The sequence below is a fragment of the Pacificibacter marinus genome (genome assembly GCF_018860505.1).
In the GTDB taxonomy this organism is placed as follows: domain Bacteria; phylum Pseudomonadota; class Alphaproteobacteria; order Rhodobacterales; family Rhodobacteraceae; genus Celeribacter; species Celeribacter marinus_B.
On the sequence record NZ_JAHKPU010000017.1, the window covers coordinates 116,029 to 136,271 of the forward strand.

The 20,243-nt window shown below is 52.0% G+C and carries 19 protein-coding genes and 4 pseudogenes; 18 read left to right on the top strand and 5 right to left on the bottom strand.

All coding sequences use genetic code 11. The features are described from left to right. From KO503_RS03815 to KO503_RS03875, 13 genes are all read left to right on the top strand, one after another. Positions 1–819, top strand: a complete 819-nt coding sequence (locus KO503_RS03815) for an alpha/beta fold hydrolase (RefSeq protein ID WP_215990249.1) — start codon at positions 1–3, stop codon at positions 817–819. Beyond that, a complete protein-coding gene (locus tag KO503_RS03820; RefSeq protein ID WP_215990250.1) occupies positions 816–1,748 on the top strand; it encodes a VOC family protein in 933 nt (310 codons plus the stop codon). The genes KO503_RS03815 and KO503_RS03820 overlap by 4 nt, the downstream gene beginning before the upstream one ends. Next, complete coding sequence (locus KO503_RS03825) at positions 1,748–2,539, top strand: SDR family oxidoreductase (RefSeq protein WP_215990251.1); 792 nt, start codon at positions 1,748–1,750, stop codon at positions 2,537–2,539. The genes KO503_RS03820 and KO503_RS03825 overlap by 1 nt, the downstream gene beginning before the upstream one ends. Before the next feature lie 11 nt (positions 2,540–2,550). Further along, positions 2,551–4,224 carry a thiamine pyrophosphate-binding protein gene (locus KO503_RS03830; protein ID WP_215990252.1) on the top strand — a complete coding sequence of 558 codons (1,674 nt, stop codon included), beginning with the start codon at positions 2,551–2,553 and terminating at the stop codon, positions 4,222–4,224. Positions 4,225–4,227: 3 nt separating this feature from the next. Beyond that, the gene (locus KO503_RS03835; RefSeq protein WP_215990253.1) at positions 4,228–5,043 is read left to right on the top strand and encodes an aspartate dehydrogenase; all 816 of its coding nucleotides are present in this window, start codon (positions 4,228–4,230) and stop codon (positions 5,041–5,043) included. 10 nt (positions 5,044–5,053) lie between these two features. After that, the gene (locus KO503_RS03840; protein ID WP_215990254.1) at positions 5,054–6,574 is read left to right on the top strand and encodes an aldehyde dehydrogenase; all 1,521 of its coding nucleotides are present in this window, start codon (positions 5,054–5,056) and stop codon (positions 6,572–6,574) included. A 1-nt stretch (position 6,575) separates the two neighbouring features. After that, a complete protein-coding gene (locus tag KO503_RS03845) occupies positions 6,576–7,799 on the top strand; it encodes a hypothetical protein (RefSeq protein WP_215990255.1) in 1,224 nt (407 codons plus the stop codon). Continuing rightward, entirely contained in the window at positions 7,799–8,248 is a 450-nt protein-coding gene (locus KO503_RS03850) for a flavodoxin domain-containing protein (protein ID WP_215990256.1), read from the top strand. The genes KO503_RS03845 and KO503_RS03850 overlap by 1 nt, the downstream gene beginning before the upstream one ends. Further along, complete coding sequence (locus KO503_RS03855) at positions 8,248–8,841, top strand: pentapeptide repeat-containing protein (RefSeq protein WP_215990257.1); 594 nt, start codon at positions 8,248–8,250, stop codon at positions 8,839–8,841. The genes KO503_RS03850 and KO503_RS03855 overlap by 1 nt, the downstream gene beginning before the upstream one ends. A 110-nt stretch (positions 8,842–8,951) precedes the next feature. Then, positions 8,952–10,070, top strand: coding sequence for an FAD-dependent monooxygenase (locus KO503_RS03860; RefSeq protein ID WP_215990258.1), 1,119 nt, complete (start codon positions 8,952–8,954; stop codon positions 10,068–10,070). A 199-nt stretch (positions 10,071–10,269) separates the two neighbouring features. Continuing rightward, positions 10,270–11,292, top strand: coding sequence for an ABC transporter substrate-binding protein (locus tag KO503_RS03865; RefSeq protein ID WP_215990259.1), 1,023 nt, complete (start codon positions 10,270–10,272; stop codon positions 11,290–11,292). Further along, a complete protein-coding gene (locus KO503_RS03870; protein ID WP_215990260.1) occupies positions 11,289–12,098 on the top strand; it encodes an ABC transporter ATP-binding protein in 810 nt (269 codons plus the stop codon). Before KO503_RS03865 ends, KO503_RS03870 begins: the two co-directional genes overlap by 4 nt. Then, positions 12,095–12,868, top strand: coding sequence for an ABC transporter permease (locus KO503_RS03875; protein WP_215990261.1), 774 nt, complete (start codon positions 12,095–12,097; stop codon positions 12,866–12,868). Before KO503_RS03870 ends, KO503_RS03875 begins: the two co-directional genes overlap by 4 nt. Positions 12,869–13,075: 207 nt before the next feature. On the opposite strand, the gene KO503_RS03880 is transcribed toward KO503_RS03875, so the two are convergent. From KO503_RS03880 to KO503_RS03895, 4 genes are all read right to left on the bottom strand, one after another. Then, positions 13,076–13,366, bottom strand: coding sequence for a TetR-like C-terminal domain-containing protein (locus KO503_RS03880; RefSeq protein WP_290122906.1), 291 nt, complete (start codon positions 13,364–13,366; stop codon positions 13,076–13,078). A 99-nt stretch (positions 13,367–13,465) separates the two neighbouring features. Next, entirely contained in the window at positions 13,466–14,563 is a 1,098-nt protein-coding gene (locus KO503_RS03885) for an ABC transporter substrate-binding protein (protein WP_215990263.1), read from the bottom strand. Continuing rightward, positions 14,478–15,251 (bottom strand): glutathione S-transferase family protein, encoded by a 774-nt coding sequence (locus KO503_RS03890; RefSeq protein WP_215990264.1) that lies wholly within the window; start codon positions 15,249–15,251, stop codon positions 14,478–14,480. Before KO503_RS03890 ends, KO503_RS03885 begins: the two co-directional genes overlap by 86 nt. Before the next feature lie 25 nt (positions 15,252–15,276). Beyond that, entirely contained in the window at positions 15,277–15,831 is a 555-nt protein-coding gene (locus tag KO503_RS03895) for a TetR/AcrR family transcriptional regulator (protein WP_215990265.1), read from the bottom strand. A gap of 280 nt (positions 15,832–16,111) precedes the next feature. On the opposite strand from KO503_RS03895, the pseudogene KO503_RS03900 reads away from it, so the two are divergent. After that, positions 16,112–16,183, top strand: a pseudogene (locus tag KO503_RS03900) (hypothetical protein); the annotation flags it as partial. A 62-nt stretch (positions 16,184–16,245) separates the two neighbouring features. After that, positions 16,246–16,623, top strand: a pseudogene (locus KO503_RS03905) (helix-turn-helix domain-containing protein); the annotation flags it as partial. Positions 16,624–16,777: 154 nt separating this feature from the next. Here KO503_RS03905 and KO503_RS17985 read toward each other — a convergent pair. Beyond that, positions 16,778–16,861: pseudogene (locus KO503_RS17985) on the bottom strand (ATP-binding protein); the annotation flags it as partial. Here KO503_RS17985 and KO503_RS03915 point away from each other — a divergent pair. From KO503_RS03915 to KO503_RS03925, 3 genes and pseudogenes are all read left to right on the top strand, one after another. Then, positions 16,851–17,028, top strand: a pseudogene (locus KO503_RS03915) (IS481 family transposase); the annotation flags it as partial. The pseudogenes KO503_RS17985 and KO503_RS03915 sit on opposite strands and share 11 nt — an antisense overlap. A gap of 294 nt (positions 17,029–17,322) precedes the next feature. Continuing rightward, positions 17,323–17,976 (top strand): cysteine hydrolase family protein, encoded by a 654-nt coding sequence (locus tag KO503_RS03920; RefSeq protein WP_215990266.1) that lies wholly within the window; start codon positions 17,323–17,325, stop codon positions 17,974–17,976. Next, positions 17,973–20,237, top strand: coding sequence for an MGH1-like glycoside hydrolase domain-containing protein (locus tag KO503_RS03925; protein ID WP_215990267.1), 2,265 nt, complete (start codon positions 17,973–17,975; stop codon positions 20,235–20,237). The genes KO503_RS03920 and KO503_RS03925 overlap by 4 nt, the downstream gene beginning before the upstream one ends. The last annotated feature ends 6 nt before the right edge of the window (positions 20,238–20,243 follow it).

A 20,243-nucleotide genomic window follows, 5' to 3' on the forward strand; every position in this document is an offset into this window, starting at 1 on the left:
ATGGGATTTGAACAGCACATATCAGAAGGCTTGTCCTATCTTGAACGCAAAGGCAACGGCCCCGTGGTGGTGTGCTTGCATGGTATCGGATCTAACGCCGGATCTTTTTCGCGTTTATTGACGGAATTGCCTGTGGATTGGCGCGTCATTGCGTGGAATGCTCCGGGGTATTTGAACTCAGTTCCCTTGACGATGGATTGGCCTGCGGCGTCGGATTATTCAGATGCGTTGTTGGCGTTTCTTGATCAGCTCGATTTAGATCGCGTATCACTTTTGGGGCATTCTTTGGGGTGCCTTACAGCTGTGTCGGTTGCGCTGCGTGCGCCCGAACGGCTTGAGGCTATGATTTTAGCCTGTTGTGCTTTGGGCCACGGTATTGAGCAAGGCAGCGTTTTGTCACCTTCATCTCAAAAGCGAATTACCGATCTCGAAAGGCTCGGCCCAAAGGGGTTTGCCGCTGCACGTGCGGGACGTCTGGTCTTTGAACCTGAACACAACGTCGAGGTCGCGGACTTTGTTCTGCGCAACATGGCTGAGGTTTCGATGCCCGGATACGGACAAGCTGCGCGTCTTTTGGCAGGCGGAAAACTCTTGGACGATTTATCGGCCTGCATGGTTCCCACTTCAGTCATTTTTGGCGCCGAAGACGTGATCACGCCGCCTGAAAACAGTCGCAAAGCCTATGCTGCACTTCCCCATACAGTCCGCGGCCAATTGATATCCATCGCAGGCGCGGGACACGCCGCCTATCAACAATGTCCTAAAGAATTTGCAGCTGCTGTGACGCGCTGCCTGACATCAAGCGGAGAAATACTATGAACGAGATTGTCGGAGTAGGAGCGCTGCGTGGGATCGTGATGCGCGGGCCGGGCCTGCCAGATACGCTGCCTTTTTATGAGGGGATGTGGGGGCTGTCATTGGCGCATAAAGACGATGGCATCGCCTACTTACGTGGGACAGGTACTGAGCCTTGCCTTTACGGGCTAAAAGAAGGTGACGTCTTTGGCATAGAATACGTGCATTTTGCAATGGATGACTGTGCTCATGTTGACGCGCTTTATGCGCAGGTCAAAGGCATGGGTGAAACGCTGCTGGGGGCACCTGCCGCGTTTGACGATTGGATCGGTGGTTACGGGTTTGAAATGTTGGACCCTGATATGCGCCGGCTGCGCTTTCGCAGTGATGCACGCGAACTGGACGACCGCGAAGAATGGGCCATGCCGCGCAATGTCAGCCATGTTGTGCTGAATACGCCTGATCTTGAAGGTCGCCAAGCGTGGTGGGAACGTGTTTTAGGGTTCCGCACCTCGGATTATTCCGCAGACCAAATGGTGTTTATGCGGTGCAATTCCAATCATCATTCCATCGCATTGGTGCGTGCGCATTATGCGTCGGTGAACCATGTTGCGTTCGAAGTGCCCAGCATTGACGAATTTATGCGCGCCATTGGTCGTATGAAGCAAAAAGGCCACGTGCCAAGTTGGGGTCCGGGACGTCATGGCCCTGGGGATAATCCGTTCGCTTATTTCGTGTCCCCATCGGGGTTCGTCATTGAATTTACAACCGAGTTGCAACAGGTTGATGAGGCCACGCATGAAGCCAAGGTTTGGTCGCGTGATGTACCTGAATCAATGGACCAATGGATGACGGCAGGCCCGCCCACGGCCGCACAGCGCGCCGTGATGCAAGGACGCCCCGATGCGGGCTGGTCTGAATATGCGCCGCAGGTTTCAGGAGAGATTAAATAATGAATACCTATGATTATAAAGGCTGCGTTGCCGTTGTGACTGGCGGATCGTCTGGCATTGGCTTGGAAACTGTTAAGTTGCTTTTGGCCAATGGCGCAAAGGTTGCTTTTTGTGCCCGTAATGAAAATCGCTTGATGGATGTCGCCGCCGTGTTGGCGCGTGACTTTGGGGCTGATCGCATTTTGGCAAAAGCATTTTCCGTTTTAGACGTCGAGGCTGTAACGGCTTTTGCCGAAGACGTGAAAGCCAAATTTGGCCGCTGTGATCTTTTGGTGAACAACGCAGGGCAGGGACGTGTCTCTACATTTGCGCAAACGTCTGATGATGATTGGCGCGAAGAATACGAGTTGAAAATGTTCAGTCAAATCCTTCCTGCGCGGGCTTTTTTACCCATGCTGAAAGAGGTAGGTGGCGCGATTGTTGCAGTCAATTCTTTGCTGGCCTATCAACCTGAACCACACATGGTTTGCACGTCTTCGGCACGCGCAGGGGTTCAAAACCTGCTGAAAAGTCTGTCGGTTGAAATGGCGCCAGCGGTGCGCGTGAATTCTATTTTACTTGGTCTCGTTGGGTCCGGCCAATGGACACGCCGCTTTGGTGAACGCGAAGACAAAAGTGTCAGCCGCGAAGAATGGTATGGCGCGCTTGCAAAGCGTAAGGGCATCCCCCTTGGACGTTTGGGCGACCCGCAAGAGGCCGCACACGCCATCGCATTTCTCGGCTCACGGGCCGCAAGCTATATTACAGGCGCGCAGCTGGAAGTTTCCGGCGGGCTTTCGCGCTACATTTGAGGATCATAAAAATGAAAATGGACGCTACGCTTCAAACAGATACTGTTGGCGATTTTATCGCGGGCTACCTAGCTGACATCGGGGTTTCTACTATTTTCGGGGTCATTTCTATCCATAATATGCCCATTCTTGACGCTGTGGCGCGTCAAGGGCGTATCCGGTTTGTGCCGGCGCGCGGCGAAGCGGGTGCGATGAATATGGCAGACGCATTTGCGCGTGTGTCTGGCGAGTTAGGTGTGTGTTTGACTTCAACAGGCACCGCAGCTGGCAATGCGGCTGGCGCACAGGCCGAAGCCCTGACCGCAGGCACGCAGCTTTTGCATATCACCACACAGGTCGATCTTGAATTTGCTGACCGTGATCGTGCAGCGATCCATGATGTGCCGCGCCAGCCCGAAATGTTGCGTGGATTGTCTAAAGCTGTTTTCCGCATGTGGGATGCGCAAAGTGCAATCGGAGCGATGACGGCTGCGTGTTCGGCTGCATTGTCTGCACCAACTGGCCCTGTCAGTCTTGAAATTCCTGTGGATGTGCAACGTGGCCCAATTCAAGGTAGCGCACGGGCCTATCCGCCTTTGGTCCAGCGCCCATATGCGAGCGATGAAGCCCTGCAGGAATTGGCTGAACGCGTTAAATCTGCGCGCCGTCCTATGCTATGGCTTGGCGGTGGTGCAATTGCAGCTTGCGCACCGGCACGCGAATTGGTGCGCCGGGGTTTTGGGGCTGTCAGTTCAACAAACGGGCGTGCTGTTGTTCCCGAATCTGAGGCGGCAAATCTTGGGGCCTTTAACATGACGCCAGCAGCAGTTGAGATCTATGAAAGTTGCGATTTGATGATCGTGGTTGGGTCCAGATTGCGAGGCAACGAGACGCGTAATAATGATATGCCTTTGCCGCGCCCGCTTATTCAAATTGATGCTGATCCTTTGCAAGGGGGGCGCAATTATGCGGTCGAACAGTTCGTGCATGGCGATGCCTGCAGCACGCTTGAGCGTCTGTTGGAGCTTTTGCCTGACACATTGGCTGTCGATGCAGGATTGAAATTCGACATCGCCAAGGCACGTGCGCAAAGCGAAGGCATCTTGCGCGACCAGCTTGGGCCTTATCGCCATATCGCTGATTTCCTTGCAGAACGGCTGCCTGCTGGCGGGCATCCTTGGGTGCGCGATGTGACGATTTCCAATTCGACCTTTGGCAACCGCCATGTTGGGTTTTCTGAGCCACGTCATGGTGTTCACGCGCTTGGCGGCGGTATTGGCCAAGGTGTTTCTATGGGCATTGGGGCTGCGCTTGCCTGTAAAACCGCCAAAACTGTCACGATTTTGGGCGATGGCGGCACGATGCTTGGCATCGCGGAAATGATCACAGCCGTCGAAGAAAAGGCGCCGTTGGTCTACATTTTGATGAATGACCAAGCTTATGGCGTGATCAAAAATATCCAAGACGCGCAATACGACTCGCGTCATCATTACAGTGCATTGCACACGCCCAACTTTGAAATGTTCTGTGGCTCCATCGATATGCCGCACAGCAAGGTCAGCGAAATTGATGACTTTGAGGCGGTGTTTGAGGCCGCGATGCGCAAAGATGGCCCGCATCTTATCGAGGTTGATATGTGCGCAATCGGTCCCTTTGCGCAAACGTTTGCTGGCCCCCCGGCGGGTGCTGCAGGCAAGGCGGAATAAATCATGCATCTTGGTGTCATCGGGTTCGGCAATATCGGACAAGAATTGTTTATGCTTTTGAGTGACTTGGAACTCGTGCGCCTCACGGTTCTTGTGCGTCCAGGTCGTATAGAAACAGCAGTCGAAAAGCTGGAAAGCCTGTCGCAGACTGTTGCTGCTAGAACAACATTTGTTGACGATATAGGCGCGTTTCTAGCGGCACAACCTAGCTTTGTCGTTGAAACCGCCGGACATGATGCAGTGCTAAACTATGGTGCTGATATTCTTAAATCGGGTACGGATCTGGTGGTCGTATCTATCGGCGCTTTGGCTGATGCTGCGCTGCACGATACTCTTGTGGCTGCCGCGCGTAAGGGCAAAGCACGGATGATTTTACCATCTGGCGCAGTCGGCGGGCTTGATATTCTGGCGGGGCTGGCCCCCGCTGGCGATATGCAATTGCGCTATTTTGGGACCAAACCCCCCAAGGCTTGGGTCGGTACCCCTGTGGCGCAAAACGTTGATTTAGACACGCTTGATCATGTGTTGGAATTCTTCCATGGCACAGCCAGAGAGGCGGCCAGCGCATATCCGAAAAATGCCAATGTGGCGGCTGCCTTGGCTTTGGCTGGCGGTGGGTTCGATGCCACCCAAGTGACGCTCATCGCGGACCCTGCGGCGACTGGCAATTCGCATCGTTATGAACTGATTTCGCCGCTTGCCACTGTGTCCGTGGATATCGCCAACAAAGCCAGCGGCGGCAACGTCAAAACATCGCTTGCAACCGTGTATTCGGTGCTACGTGAAATTCGCAATCGGCTTGGCCCCATTGCAATCTGAGGAGAACAAGATGACAGACGACATCATCACAGAGCTACCCAGTGGCAAACTTTATGTCGGCGGCGTTTGGGAAACGGGCGCGGGCGCGCCGATCACATCGATCTTTCCAGCGGACGGATCTGTTAATTGTGTTCTCAAGGGCGCGTCCCGCGAAGATGGCGAACGGGCCATCGCGCGAGCCAAAGCGGCCCAAGCTGATCCAGCATGGCGCGCACTGAAACCCCATGAACGGGCACGGTATTTGTACCGTATTGCCGATGGGATCGAAGCGAACATTGATCGCATTTCACGCATTCAAACCCGTGACACTGGTAAAACTCTGACAGAAACCCGTGCATTGGCGACATCTGCGGCGGGCACCTTTCGCTATTTCGGAGCTGTTTTAGAAACCGCTGACGAAGATTTGCCAACCCAACGTGGCACCGCGATGACGCTGTCTGTTTGGGATCCCATCGGTTTGGTGGCTGCGATCACGCCATGGAATTCGCCTATCGCCTCTGATGCACAAAAAGTCGCGCCTGCTTTGGCAGCAGGGAATGCCGTGTTGCTAAAACCTGCTAGCTGGTCGCCGTTGGTGTCGCTTGAACTGGCGCGAATTGTCGAAGAATCTGGCCTGCCCAAAGGGTTGTTTTCTGTGCTGCCTGGTGCTGGACGCGAAATTGGCAATCTGTTGGTTGAACACCCTGATATCGGGCGTGTGTCATTTACTGGCGGCACCTCAACGGGGCGCAATCTTGCGGTGCAAGCCGCGCAAAAGTTGATGCCAGTGTCATTGGAACTTGGCGGGAAATCACCGACCATTGTTTTTGAGGATGCGGATCAAGACCTTGCGCTGTCTGGCATTCTGTTTGGTGTCTTTTCATCTACAGGACAAAGCTGCATCGCGGGCTCGCGCCTTTTTGTGCAGCGTTCGATCTACGACAGTTTCTTGGCCCGTTTGGTCTCCGCGACGAAAGCGCTGAAAGTAGGGCATCCACATGACCCAACGACGCAGGTGTCTTGCCTCGTGCATCCCGATCATCGCGCCTCTGTCGAAGAATTCGTTGATGATGCTGTGGCTGCCGGCGCAACTGTTCTTGCAGGTGGCAAACGCCCTGATGATCCCGCGTTGGCGGATGGCGCATTTTATTTGCCAACCATTTTGGGCAATGTGAAAAACACCAATAAAATCTGTCGTGAAGAAGTCTTTGGCCCTGTTCTTGTAGTGATGCCCTTTGATACCGAAGAAGAAGTTATCGCGCTGTCCAACGACAATGAATATGCTTTGGCTTGCGGATTGTGGAGCAAAGATTTTCCGCGCACCATGCGTTTGGGGCGTGCCATCACCACAGGGACGGTTTGGGTCAATACTTACAAGCAATTCTCTGCGTCAGCGCCTTTTGGCGGCGAAAAAGACAGCGGTATGGCGCGCGAAAAAGGTCGCGCTGGTCTACGTGCTTATATGGTGCAAAAATCGGTTTATGTTGACTTAACAGGGCAACCCCACCCTTGGGCTGCCGCGACAGTCGCCGCGACACATTCGGAGAGCTGATATGCGTAACATTGCGATCATCGGCTCTGGTCCGTCTGGATGTTTCACCGCACAAGGGATTTTAAAACTGCGCCCTGATTGGCAGGTCGATGTCTATGACAAGCTTCCCGTGCCTTATGGACTTGTGCGCTATGGCGTGGCGGCGGATCATCAAGGCACCAAAAACATTGTGCGTCAATTTGAGCGTGTTTTCACTCGTCAAGGCGCACGTTTTTTTGGCAATGTCACGTTGGGCCAAGATGTCACTTTAGATCAACTCCGCGATGCCTATGACGGTGTTGTTTTGGCGGCAGGGCTTGCGGGCGATCGCAGTTTGAACTTTGACACAGCTGACGGTGTGATCGGTGCAGGGGCATTAACGCGTGCCCTGTATGATCACCCTGATGCACCTGATTTGCCTGATATTGGTGGGGATGTAGTTATCCTTGGCAACGGCAATGTTGCGGTCGATATTTTGCGACTTTTGGCAAAAGGTGAAACCGAATTTAACGGGTCTGATCTGTCACCTCGTGCGACCCAGTGGTTAACGTCGCGCGACATTGCCAGCTTGACCATCATCGGACGGTCTGCGGCGCAATCTGCGAAATTCGATCCTGTGATGATCAGGGAATTGGGCAAACTTGAAGACGTGTCTATTCGTGTCGATGACCCGCTATCTGGGGATGAAAAGGGGCTTGAGGCTTTGCGCAGTATTGATGGGTTAAACACCGGATCAAGGCGCATCACTTTTTCTTTTGGCCGCCAGCCAAAGGGGATCGAAACCCAAGATGGGAAAATCACAGGCTTGTCGGTCGAGACCGAGCAGGGTTCTGAAACGATCTCTTGCGACGCCTTGATCACTGCGATTGGGTTTTGTTCTGACGCAAGCGTAGATCGCGATGCTTTGATCGAGTCTGCCGAAGCAATTGATGATGGGCATCTTGCTGCAGGGCTTTACGCTGCGGGCTGGTTTCGGCGCGGTCCTCGCGGTACGATTGCAGAAAACCGCACCGACAGCTTGGCACTTGCTGCTCGCATTGTTCAAGACATCGAACAAAACCTCGATTGTGAAAAAATGGGCCAAGATGTACTTGGTTTAAGCACCGCCAATATGGTGACTTACCAAGGCTGGCAACGCATAAATGAGCATGAGACAACACAGGCTATGGCCGCACGTTGTAGAACAAAAATCCACACGCGGGCCGAGATGTTGCATCAGGCCAGCACGATAAAAGAGGTCAATTGATGGACGTTACCATTTTGTACGGGACCGAAACAGGCAATGCGGAAATGCTTTGCGAAGATATCCAAGCTGCTCTCGAGGATGCAGGGCATGATGTCTTAATGGAAAACCTTTCGGATGTGAATCCAACAGATTTAGATATAGCGCGTGTGTATCTTGTTGTATGCTCGACCTATGGCGATGGCGAATTGCCCGCATCGGCGAAACCATTTGCAGAGGCGATGAAGGACGCTCCCGATTTGAATGGACTTCGGTTTGGTGTTTTTGGGCTAGGTGATCGTGAATACGAAACTTTCAACCTTGGATCAAAACAGATTGAAGAGATGCTCATCGGCGCAGGGGCGACACTCATTACCGAGCGCGTGACACATGATGCTTCGGGCAGTGATATGGCCGAAGACGTTGCGCTGCCTTGGGCCGAAACTGTGCTCGCTACTGTCGAGGCTGAATAATGAAAGCTCAAGATATCCGCTCCAAAATCGAGGTCGCACATACGTTTGGTATGCGGGTCGATTTGCGCGGCGTGACCTGCGAGGGGCGCCTTGTCCTTGATGGTGCGCTTGTCGCTGGGGTGGATTTCTCTGGCGCGTCGTTTCCTGATGGGGTGAGTGCCGAAGGTACAACATTTCTGGGGCTTAGTTGGTTTAACGGTATTACAGCCAAGGATGTTGATTTTCGTAGTGCGCTTTTTCACAATGACGCAAGATTTGATCAAGCGGTAGTTTGCGAAACTGCAATGTTCACCAATGCAGAGTTTCGAGGCGTGACGCAGTTCGACAGCGCATCTATTGGCGGGCCTTTGGATCTGTCAAACGTGGATGGATACGGTAATTTTTCGTTGGCTGATGCAAATGTCAAAGGTGTGACCAAATTTGCAAACTCTGAATGGTTTGGCGGGCTTTGGTTGGATAACACGCAGCTTTCAGATCTCGAAGTCGAGGATATGCAGGTCCATGGTCGGCTATGGTTGAAGGGCGCGCGGTTGGGTAATCAGCCGGTATTGCCGTCCCGTTTCGATGTTAGTTTTGGCTACAGTTATATTTGATGACGTACTGTCAGCGTTGGGGGCATCTAACTTAGAAAACTCTGTTTGAAATACAGTTGAGAGACTGCGCAATGCGACGCGTGCTTAACGCTAATACCAAAGGAAATTATATGCTTACGATCGGAATTTGTGGCGGTGGAGTGGGTGGATTAACCGCAGCACTCGCGCTGATAAAAAGTGGGCATAAAGTCGAGATTTTCGAACGATCAAAGCATTTCGGACGCATCGGCGCGGACATCAATTTGACACCAAACGCCGTGCATGCTTTGGATGGTTTAGGCATCGGGAATACCCTGCGCCAAACAGCTGCCAAGCCAGAATACCGCATCAGTCGCACTTGGGATACGGGCGAAGAAACGTCACGTTTGGAAATGCAGGGCGACCGATATGATGCGCCGCAGCTTACCATTCACCGCGCAGATTTGGTGAGCGCGCTTTGTGGTGCCTTGCCTGATGGCGCTTTGCATTTTGGGGCTTCTATTGCAGGTGTTGAACATCTGGAAGACGGCGCGCGCATCCTGTTTGAAGGCTGCAGATCCAAGGATTTTGATCTCGTTATTGGTGCCGATGGTATTCATTCTGTCGTGCGCAACACGCTTTTTGGTAAAGACGATCCTAAGTTTACAGGGCTCGTGTCGTACCGTGCGGTCTTTGCGCGGGAAAAAGCCAAAGATATTCCCAACCTTGATAGTTTCACCAAATGGTGGGGACCAAATTCTGACCTTCAGCTTGTGGTCTTTCCACTTTTGCGCGGCGACGAGGTTTTTGTTTTCGCCACAACTCCACAAGAAAACTGGAGCGAGGAAGGCTGGACTTTGCCCGGAGATATCGAAAAGCTGCGTGACACCTATGCCGATTTTCACCCAGAAGTGCTTGAGCTGTTGAACTGCTGTACAGAGGTGACCTGTTCAGCACTGCACGTGCGCGAACCTATGGAGGCATGGTCGAAGGGAAATATCACAATCTTGGGCGATGCGGCGCACCCGATGGTGCCATTTATGGCACAGGGAGCGACAATGGCGATTGAGGATGGTGTGGTTTTGTCATTGGCGCTTGCAAATGCAACAACCAAAACTGTGCCCGCAGCACTCGATGTTTATGAAGGGGCCCGCCGTGATCGGACTGCGCGCGTTCAACGAGGGTCATTGGCGAACAATTGGTTGAAAAGACCAGAAAATGCGGATTGGGTCTATGCGTACAAAGCATGGGATGCACTGCTATCGGTATAATTAATCCGGTACTGACATTTGGTATAAAACTGTTCTGGGCGCGGTCAGGGCTCTGACGGGCATAATTTTGTCTAATTTCGTATGATCTTAATTTTTGGTCTTGGTAAAGCATTTTTATTTTACGGGCAAAACGGCACCTATCCTGAAGACATGACCGCGATCATCTTAGATATAATAAACATCAACAGGGAACGCACATATGACCACTCAAAATTTAAGCCGCCGAGGATTTCTTGGTGCATCCGCAGCAACCGTCATTTGTTTGAGCGCAGGCGGCCCTGCCGCAGCTGGTGACACAACATTCAAGTTCATTACCCCTTTCAGTCTCTCTTTGTCCTTCGCGTCAGTACTGTATGCTGAAGCCAAAGGGTATTACACAGAAGAAGGATTGTCGTTTGAGGTCGAGGCCGCCAAAGGCGCGGCAATGGCATCACAAATGGTGATCGCGGATCAAATGGACAGCGGCCGAACTGGCGGAACGAATTACATTATTTCGAAAGTAGAACACGGCGCACCGCTGATTTCTATCGCCACGATAGCGCAACTATCGCCTTTTTTCGTGATTTCATCGACAGATAACCCTGCAGAGAAAATATCGGATTTGTCTGGGCGTACTGTGGGCATGGCCTCACTCGGCGGCTCCATGGAAGGCACACTCAATCTATTACTGCTCAAAGGGGGCATTTCGCCGGAGACAACGACGAAAGTTAAAGTTGCCGATAGCGCGGCCTCTTTTGCGCTTATTGAAGCGGGCAGAGCGGGAGCGTTCATTGGCAATACCTCGTCAATGATTAAGGCCAAATCAACAGGTAAGGGAGTTCACGCCTTTGCAATGGATGATGGTATGCCGGGACAAGTTTATGTCGCGCGCGAAGATGATTTGGCCGCGAATTCGGCCAAATATGTATCGTTTCTCAAGGCAACGCACCGTGCTGCATTAGAAATTGCAACCACACCAGAGGCAGACCTGGGTCCAATTCTAAATGTGATAGGATCGATGCATGACGTAAATGGTTTGAGTGATATAGAAACGGCTAAACGCGACTTGGCAACTAATGCGCAAAATTGGATGGCCAAGGGCGAAGAAAACCTGTTGCGCAATATTCCAGATGTTTGGGCCGGTGCCGCTGAAATGTTGCACGGGCAGGGCATGATCGGCAAAGCTGTCGACCCGACCACGTTGTACACCAATGCTCTTTTGGATGAGGCGCTTGGTGCATGAGCGACTTAAGTGTTGAAGCTGAGGCCGTGGAGGTTTCCATTCGCGGCCTCACGAAAATATTCGGTGAAGGCGAGGGAGCGGTTACTGCGATCTCTGACGCCGACCTCATATTGCAGCGAGGAGAATTTTTGTCGCTGCTCGGACCGTCGGGATGTGGCAAAACCACTTTGTTGCGGATTGTCGCAGGGCTAGAATTTCCGACTGAGGGCAGCGTGGATGTCCGCGGTAAGTCCGTTTGGAATAGGCACAAGCGATCAAAGGCGGCGACCAAGCCGATTTCGATGATGTTTCAAGAGGCACGGCTTTTCCCATGGTTTACGGTCGCGCAAAATGTCGCTCTACCGCTACGTGTTGCCGGAATGCCCAAGGCCCAGCGGATTGAGCGGGCGCATGAAATCTGTGAAACAGTCGGTCTGGCAGGTTTTGAAAACCACCGTCCAGCGCAGCTTTCGGGTGGGATGCGTCAACGGGCATCTCTTGCACGAGCGCTCGTGACAGATCCACAAGTTTTGTTGCTCGACGAGCCGTTCGGGGCGTTAGATGCGATGACGCGAGACGCGCTTAACATGGAACTGATGCAGGTCTGTGCCCGTGCCGATGTGACGACCATTCTGGTCACGCATTCTATTGCCGAGGCGGCTTTCTTGAGTGATCGCGTGGTGGTGTTGGCCCCGCGTCCCGCGCGAATTACAGGGGTTGAGGCCATCCCCTTTCCTCGACCACGATCACTTGATTTACAGCGCCAAACAGAGTTTCAAGATATGGTGGCACATTTGCGGACTGCATTAGTGGGGGGCGCAGAATGAACAATTCTTCTTTTTGGCGTATTGCTTTGCCGATTTTATCTGTGAGTTCTTTTTTACTGTTCTGGTCTTGGTATGTACATACATCGGATGTTTCGGCATTTGTCCTACCTGCACCTGAAACGATTTTAAAGGCACTGTCTGAAATGATCTTTGATCCCAAGCTTTGGCATCATGCAAAGATAACATTGACCGAGGCTGTGTCGGGTTTCGTGATCGCCGTGTCGCTTGGTATTAGCCTTGGGTTTATCATGGCACGTGTTCCAGCTGTGGAATGGGCTATGAAACCCTTTATTGTGTTGTTGCAACTGGTTCCCAAAATTGCCTTGGCGCCGCTATTCATTCTTTGGTTCGGCTTTGGTCTTGAATCAAAGATTGTCATTGCAGCTGCACTCGCCTTTTTCCCAGTTTTTTCCAACGCGCTCGTGGCTTTTAAATCAGTCGATAATGGGGACCGCGATGTTATGACGATGTTGCAGGCAACTCCTTTACAGCGGCTCATCCTGCTTGATTTGCCGACGGCCTTGCCTGTGGTTCTGACAGGTATGGAGGTTTCTGTTGTGATGGCCATGATCGGGGCTATTGTCGGAGAGTTTATCGGTGGAAGTGAAGGACTTGGATATCTGGCTGTCGCCTATCTGCAAGAACTTGCGGTGCCAGAGCTGTTCGGTGTGATCGTCGTTTTGACGCTTATGGGGCTGTTACTCTACACGCTTATCGGTCGGCTCAGGGCGTGGTTCGCGCCTTGGCACGCTTCTGCAGAAAAAGCTTAAGAAAACCCGCGACTGAGGGGCGCTTTGGTCGCGGTAGATATTTTCATGGATATTGACGCGGCCGTCATTTTGAGGATCGTTTTAAGGCGAAACTGAACGACTGCGTTCTGCCTTACGGCGCGTCGCATTAATTTTTGCGTTGATGTTTCGCAACATGGTGTTGTCGGGCATCAGTCAAAAACTGTTGATGTTATATCTTTTGCGAATTTAGCATTCAGAGTTCCACGCCTTAAGAAAGCGGTACCAGAATGCGCCATGGATCATGGTCCATACCATCACTGGGGACTGGTGAGGTGAAAGCTCGCCGCGTTCTTGCGCCTTTTGCAGCAAGGCTGTCATAATTCTCTCGCGTGGCAAGATGAAGTTTACATGAAATGAGTGTTGAAAGGTCGCGTCTTGCTGGGCAGCTGCTATTGGTGCGCGCAAGGTAGGGGTCGTGATCTCGGCCCTCATTGATCGACAATGGATGTTTACAAATGTGAGATCGCCCGGACGCAGTCATTCATCCTGGGTTGAAAAGACCCTTGGTGTTTGAATGAAAAGAGGCTGAGCTGTATTGCCAGCACATAATTGGCTTATGTGCTGGCGCATGAATGACTAGTCGACAAATTGATTTGTGTAGTAGTCGTCCAAAGGACTTGCGGATTTAGCAATCCCTTGAGTAACATAGAAATCTCGCACGGCGGTGTATCGTTCGGGGGCGAATTCACCCAAAGCGAGCTCATCTGGCGAGGCATAAACGAACTCAGCATAACGGCTCAAGATCGCACCAAGTGATTCCTCTTGTCCATGAAAGGCGGCGACCTTTTGTGAAATTTCTAAAGCAGTCCCTTTGGGATCTGCAATAACATCAGAGTAGCCTCGCAATGTTGCTTTCACAAATGCCTGAATGAGCTCAGGGTCGTCTTCAATGGCACTATCAGAGGATACAATTGCTTGTGTCATTGAGGGGAATAGATCGTTGATCATATGAATATCGACAGGAACACCTGCTGTCTCGATCTGGTAACTCCATTCTGGAACAGCTGAGATTGCATCAACATCGCCAGAAACCATCAATTGCGTCATACCTGCGGGCCCAAGCGATTGAATGTCGACGTCGTCGCGATCTACGCCGACTGCCGCGAGAACGCCCAGAAGATTGTAGTAGGACGTATCTTGAAAGCTCATCACGCCGATACGCTTTCCTGCAAGGTCCGATAGGTTTTCAATACCTTCGTCACTGCGTATCGAGACATGCGTCAATGCCTGCCCTCCCAGCAATGCGACGGCTTTTACAGGCAAACCATTCGGGCGTACTATGATTGGTGTATCACCCGCTGCAAGGCCAATAGACGCGTTTCCCACAGCGACTTGGATAGCGACATCAGCGCCTCCCTTTGCTATGTGAAAAATCGGATTTAGGCCCTCATCTGCATAGTACCCTCTTTCAACCGCAACATGAAAGGGCGCAAATGCTGGCAAACTCATCGGAGCAGGTAAGAGAAAAACTTCTTCACGCAATTCAGATTGTGCTGAAGCCGCAGACGAAGTCAAAAGTGCCACCGCGAAAATAGCGGTGTTAAACGTAGTATTTAATCGCATAGTTGTAGTCTCCTGTTCGAGGGGGTTAAACAGCGTCGGGATAAAGGGAACCTTCAGCAGGGTTGGCTGGCCCAGGTAGGCGGTGTGATGTGTCTGGAAAGGCTTTTGCATAAGCTGGACGTGCTTTGACCCGATCAATCCAAGATTTCAGCGCAGGCATATCGTTCCATAATCCCGCCATCATCAACCATTCCATACGATCAATCATGGGGGCGCATGCTACATCTGCGAGACTAAATGTGTCCCCAGCAAGCCACGGTTTGCCATCAGCCAGAGACTGATCCATGCGTGTAATCGCGGCAGTCGCTTTGGCGCGTGCAGCTTCCACGGCAGCCTCATCCACAGGCGCATTGATGGTGCGACGCCAGTTTTCAGCACGATCAGGATTCGGGTGGTTTGCCATCATATGTTCAAGTTGTTCTTGGTTCATGGAACGCACAACAGGACGTACCATAAGGGCATAGCTGGCGGGGCGAATTGCTGGGTGAAGCACATCATCTTCAAACTTAACCCAGACGCGCATACGTGCTCTTGCCACAGGATCGCTAGGCACCAATGATGGACCGTCGAACACCTCGTCAATATATTCATTCATCACCGAAGACTCGATAATGGGCACCCCGTTATGGACCATCGCCGGCACTGTGCCGTTGGGGTTAATTTTAAGATACTCTGGTCGCATATGTTCGTGGCGACATAGATCAACGCGGCGGCTGACCCATTCGACATCTTTCTCATACAAACAAAATCTGACCTTTACGGAACACACAGCGTCCCAGTCGTGGTAAAGTTCTAGCATTTATAGCTCCGTTTCTGTGTCATTTTCATTTTTGTGTGGCTAATAATTTTTGAATTGCCCACGCTACGGCTTCACCAGCTTCTTGGCCGTCCATGTCCCAGTAATCTTTCAGGGCCAACCAAACATGAGGGCTGGAAAGCGCTTGGACGATCGCCGCTGTGCGACGTGCGCTTTGTGGGTCAAGGGTTTGGTCTGAAAGGGCAGATTCATAAGCATCACGACGCTTTTCATTTACCAATAGGCGCATCTTGCGCCCTGATTCCGATGATTGAATTGCCCGCACAATGCCTTCAATGCCGTCAAAAGCCATAAAGGTTGCAGGGGGCAATTTTGTTAAATCGTCAAAATCTTTGGGCCACTGGTGCAGCTCCAATTTTTCATTCGCGTAGAGCCAAAACTCTTTCATAAGCGTATTTTTGTCGGGAAAGTGGTTCAATACGGTTCGGCGTGAAACATCCGCTCTTTTAGCGATTGCATCGAATGCAAACCCCAGATCCCCTTGTTCCTCAAGTAACAGACCCACAGCCTCTAGGATGAGTCGACGCGTTTTTTCTATTTTGGGTGTTACGGATTTTGTCACTGGCTTACTTTCTTATTTTTGCACTAACAGTGCATATTTACACTATGAGTGCAATTTTTGCAGTCCGTCAAGAAAAATTGAAAAACACTGTAATGTGAGCAAGACTGTCGCGATGCGGCGTAAGAAAATATCTTGTGATGACTGAACGGTCAGGTTGCATTGGTCATGTCCGCGATCAGGCGTTCGGGATAGAGGTCAAACCTAACCTTCACGCGCTCGAGCATGGTCTTGGTCGAACCGACCTCGTCCTGCCGGATCCACCGTGTAAGGCGCGGGCAAAACACACTTTGCTTTGGGACTGGGTCTGGCCGCATGCCAACGAGGGCTAAAGATGCGCTTCACCACGGTGTAGATATGTAGGGCCTCTCGGGACACTTCCTGTAAATTACCCAATTTTGGGTGGAGGAAGTTTTTATGACGAACGAAGAACGTGACATTCAACGCAAGCTGAGAGTGCTCCAGCATGCTGAGAAGATCGGCAATGTACGCAAAGCATGCCGGTATTTTGGGATTGGGAGATCCAGCTTTTATAGATGGCGGGATGCCTATCAAAAGCATGGGGAGGCTGGCTTGAAGAATGTCAAATCAATTCCGAAGAACCCGGCCAATCAAACACCTGCTGAAATCATCGAGAAGGTTCTGTATCTGCGCCGCAAGTATCACTTGGGGCCCATAAGGATCGTCTGGTATTTGGCACGTTACCCCGGCATCAAAATCTCAGATGCCGGAGCCTACCGTATCCTTAGACGCAACGGTCTTAATCGGTTGCCCAGAGGCACACGTGTCAATCGCAGAGTAAAAAGGGGCCAGATCGCGGCGTAAAACTGCTCCACTGAGTTATTGTTTTTCGTGCGCTTTGGCGCGAGTGCTTGTCATATAGCTAACGCGTGCCAAAGCGCATGTTGGCCCTTGGGCCAACATTGTTCTGATCTGGATTTAGGTTGGATTATTGTTGTTTGTTACGGCTGTATTTGAGTCTGTAGCTTTCGCCGTTCATCTCGAGAATGTGGACGTGATGGGTCAAGCGATCCCACCGTTCCGATCAACAGGAGTTCTATCAACTTCTCAGCTACAAAGGTGACGTCGATCTGAAGGCCAAACTCGACGAATGGGAACGGTTCTACAGCTTCGCCAGGCCGCACGGTGCCCACAACGGACAAACCACCTTACGAGGCGCTCAGAGACAAGCTACAGTAACTCCACAAGTGTCCCGCGGGTCCGTCTAGGTTACATTGCTCCAAGAGTATCGATGGCATCTTAATCTGCGGAGCAGACATCCGTGCATATGCAGCGAATGTCTAAAATCCGCCGCTAGTGTCGATCGCCGCAAACGGCTCTTATCATTGACCCAAATAAAGTCATTGTATTATTTACAATTTGTAGGGCAAAATTTGCCAGAAAAATGGATTAACACTTCTGTGCTGAGCTCTGCTTGACCTGTTTGAAACAGCCAGATAGACAGTTTTTTTATCCATGTAAAAGGCCACCAGTATGCTTCCTGCTACACCTTTGAATCCTGACGATTATGTTACTAAGGGGAGCGAGAAATTGTCTTTTGGAGAAATTGATCGCGCGCTGCATGTTGTCATCGACATACAGCGTTTATTCACGGCCTCTACGGATTGGCAGGTCGGGACTATTCCTGCGATCTTGTCGCCTGTGAAGAAGTTGATAGAACACCACCCTGAAGCTACGTGCTTTGCACGCTTCATCACGCCTCACCGACCCGAAGATGCACAAGGCGTTTGGCAAGGATATTATCGCCATTGGAGCACTGTCACCGGTGATCATCTGGCCGTAGGTATGATCGATGTTCTGCCTGAATTGGTGCACGCAGCTCCATCAGCCCCGGTGATCGACAAAACAGGCTATTCTGTTTTTTCAAGCCCTGCTTTTCTTCCATTATTGGAAAAACGTGGAATTAGCACGCTGATCCTGTCTGGTGTTGAAACCGATGTCTGTGTTCTTTCTACTGTAATGCAAGCCGTAGACTTGGGTTTACGCGTAATTGTCGCGCGGGATGCTGTTACTGGCGGATCGCCTGAAGGACACAACGCCGCGCTCGAGATCCTGCGACTGCGTTTTGATCGTCAGGTGGAAATCGCTGATACGTCGCAAATCATTGAAAATTGGGCGACATCATGAAGCGGTTCCCTGATCACCCAGGCTCCCCTGCCGACGTCTCTGCGGGCATTGCCGCCGAGAGGTCCTTTGGCACTTGGTCTTCTGAGTGCCCTGCATCTATGGTTTGGTTGCCGCTTGGCCTATCAGTCACACCTGTAGCTTATGCTGCAAGTACTGGCCGCGCGACACATTTCCCCGCCGGACCCGGCCTACAACTTGGGGCACACACCCCATGCGCCGAGCACGTCGAAGTAGAAATGGATCATGCAAACACCCATATTAACTGGAGCTGGAATAAGGCTGATCCTTTCACGACACGCGGGAGTTGGACCACTAAAGTTCACGGTGAATGGGGGCTTCGATTCTGGGTTTGCCTCGCGTTGGACGCGCCAGATGGGACGTCGTGGCATTGGGATGATCGGGTTGCTGCCGCAATTGTCCAAGTGGGACACCGCTGGGCGGTTGTTGTCCCTGATCGCGCACCGCTAATGGTGACAGGACACGATGATTTAGCTGGACTGGAAAACGAGCTAGAGTCACGTGGTTACTTTTTTTTAGAAAGTCGCACAGATCAGGCACCACTATTGGCGCTGCGTTTCAATTTGGAAGAGGCTCCAGCTGCCAGCTTTGGCTTTGCGGTCGGCGATGATCTTGATGAAACATTGGATCGCGCGCGGCAACAAGCCTGTTTCGATGTGCCAGACACATCATCTGATGAGATCGATGACACTAGCCCGCTGTCTGCTGTGCGCGATGTTATGGCGTGGAATACGATCTTTGACCCAGTGAACCATCGCCCATATACAGCCTTGTCACGCAATTGGACCACAGCCAAATTCGGCGGTTTTGGCGTCTGGCTAAACGATGTTTTGTTCAATGCGATGCTTGGCAGCACGGTGTCTGCGGACTTAGGGCGCGATAATTTGCTCGCGGTTTTGGCTGGAGCCACCCCGCAAGGAAATTTGCCATGTTTGCTGACAGGAAACGACGCATGGATTGACCGATCGCAGCCGCCCATAGCAGGTTTTATCCTTGCCCAGCATGTTTTGCGCTGGCCGGATTCTGGTCTGGTTACGCGCGCCTTGCCGGCTTTGCTGCGTAATTGGGATTGGTGGTGGCGCACCCGTGACCCTGAAAATACGGGGCTGGTCCGCTATGGCACATCTCCTCTTGGTCATGGATTGTATCGGGGCACCAAACTTGGCGCAAAAGACGAAAGCGCCATGGACAATTCGCCTGTGCATGACCAAGCAACTTTGGATGCTAAAACCGGTCTACTGGACAGTTACGATGTGGGGCTGAATGCCTTATTGGCACTGGAAGGTGAAATGCTGGCCGATTTGTTGATGCAACAAGGCCGTAAAAATGAAGCCGAAGCCATGCATCACCGCACAAACGCTCTTAAGGATGCTATCCGGACAAGATTATGGGACCCCGCGCGGCAGGTGTTCGCCAACCGTTTGCTTGACGGGCGTTTTGTAGACAGTCTTGCTCCTACATCATTTTATCCAATGATTGCGGGCATTCCGACGCCCGCGCAAATGGAGGGCTTGATGGCCCAACTCGCCGACCCAATGGGGTTTGGGGGCGCGTATCGCCTGCCGTCAGTGCGGCGTGACGACCCTACTTTTAATGACGGGATTTATTGGCGCGGGCGGGTTTGGCCACCGATGAATTGGTACACCTGGGCTGGGTTACGTCGCATGGGGCAAACCGATGCAGCGACTGCTTTGGCCACAGAGAGTCACAAGATATTTTGCGGTCCTTGGCAGGATGCGCGCCATGCTGCAGAAAACTTTTCGCCAGATACGGGCGCGGCCACAGACCAGCCAGACACCGATACGTTCTATGCGTGGTCTGCTTTGATGCCGGCCATGGCAGTGAGTGAAATTTCTGACGTCACGCCGTGGGAAGGGTTTTCTTTGACCAATGACGCGGACGTCTCAATCGGGCCACTCGCCACACCTTTGGGGCTATGCACTGTGAATGTGAGCGGTGGAGTTTTACGATTGATCCGGGCTGGATCAACCGTCTTTGAAACCAATATTATGGGCCGCTTCACTCAGGTGTCCCTGTCTGCTGACCGGTTTCGTCTGACCCTGCCCGAAGAAGCTTGTGGCGGACATATCTATATTTCAACCACAGCCAGCACAAAAGATGTGTTTCATGCTGTGCAGGGAGACGCCACAATAGATGCGGCTTGGACTGACGATGTATTGACGCTTGGCATCCAAGCTGTGACATCTGAAAAATCCCGCCGCATCGATGTGATCCGGCGGTGATTCCGA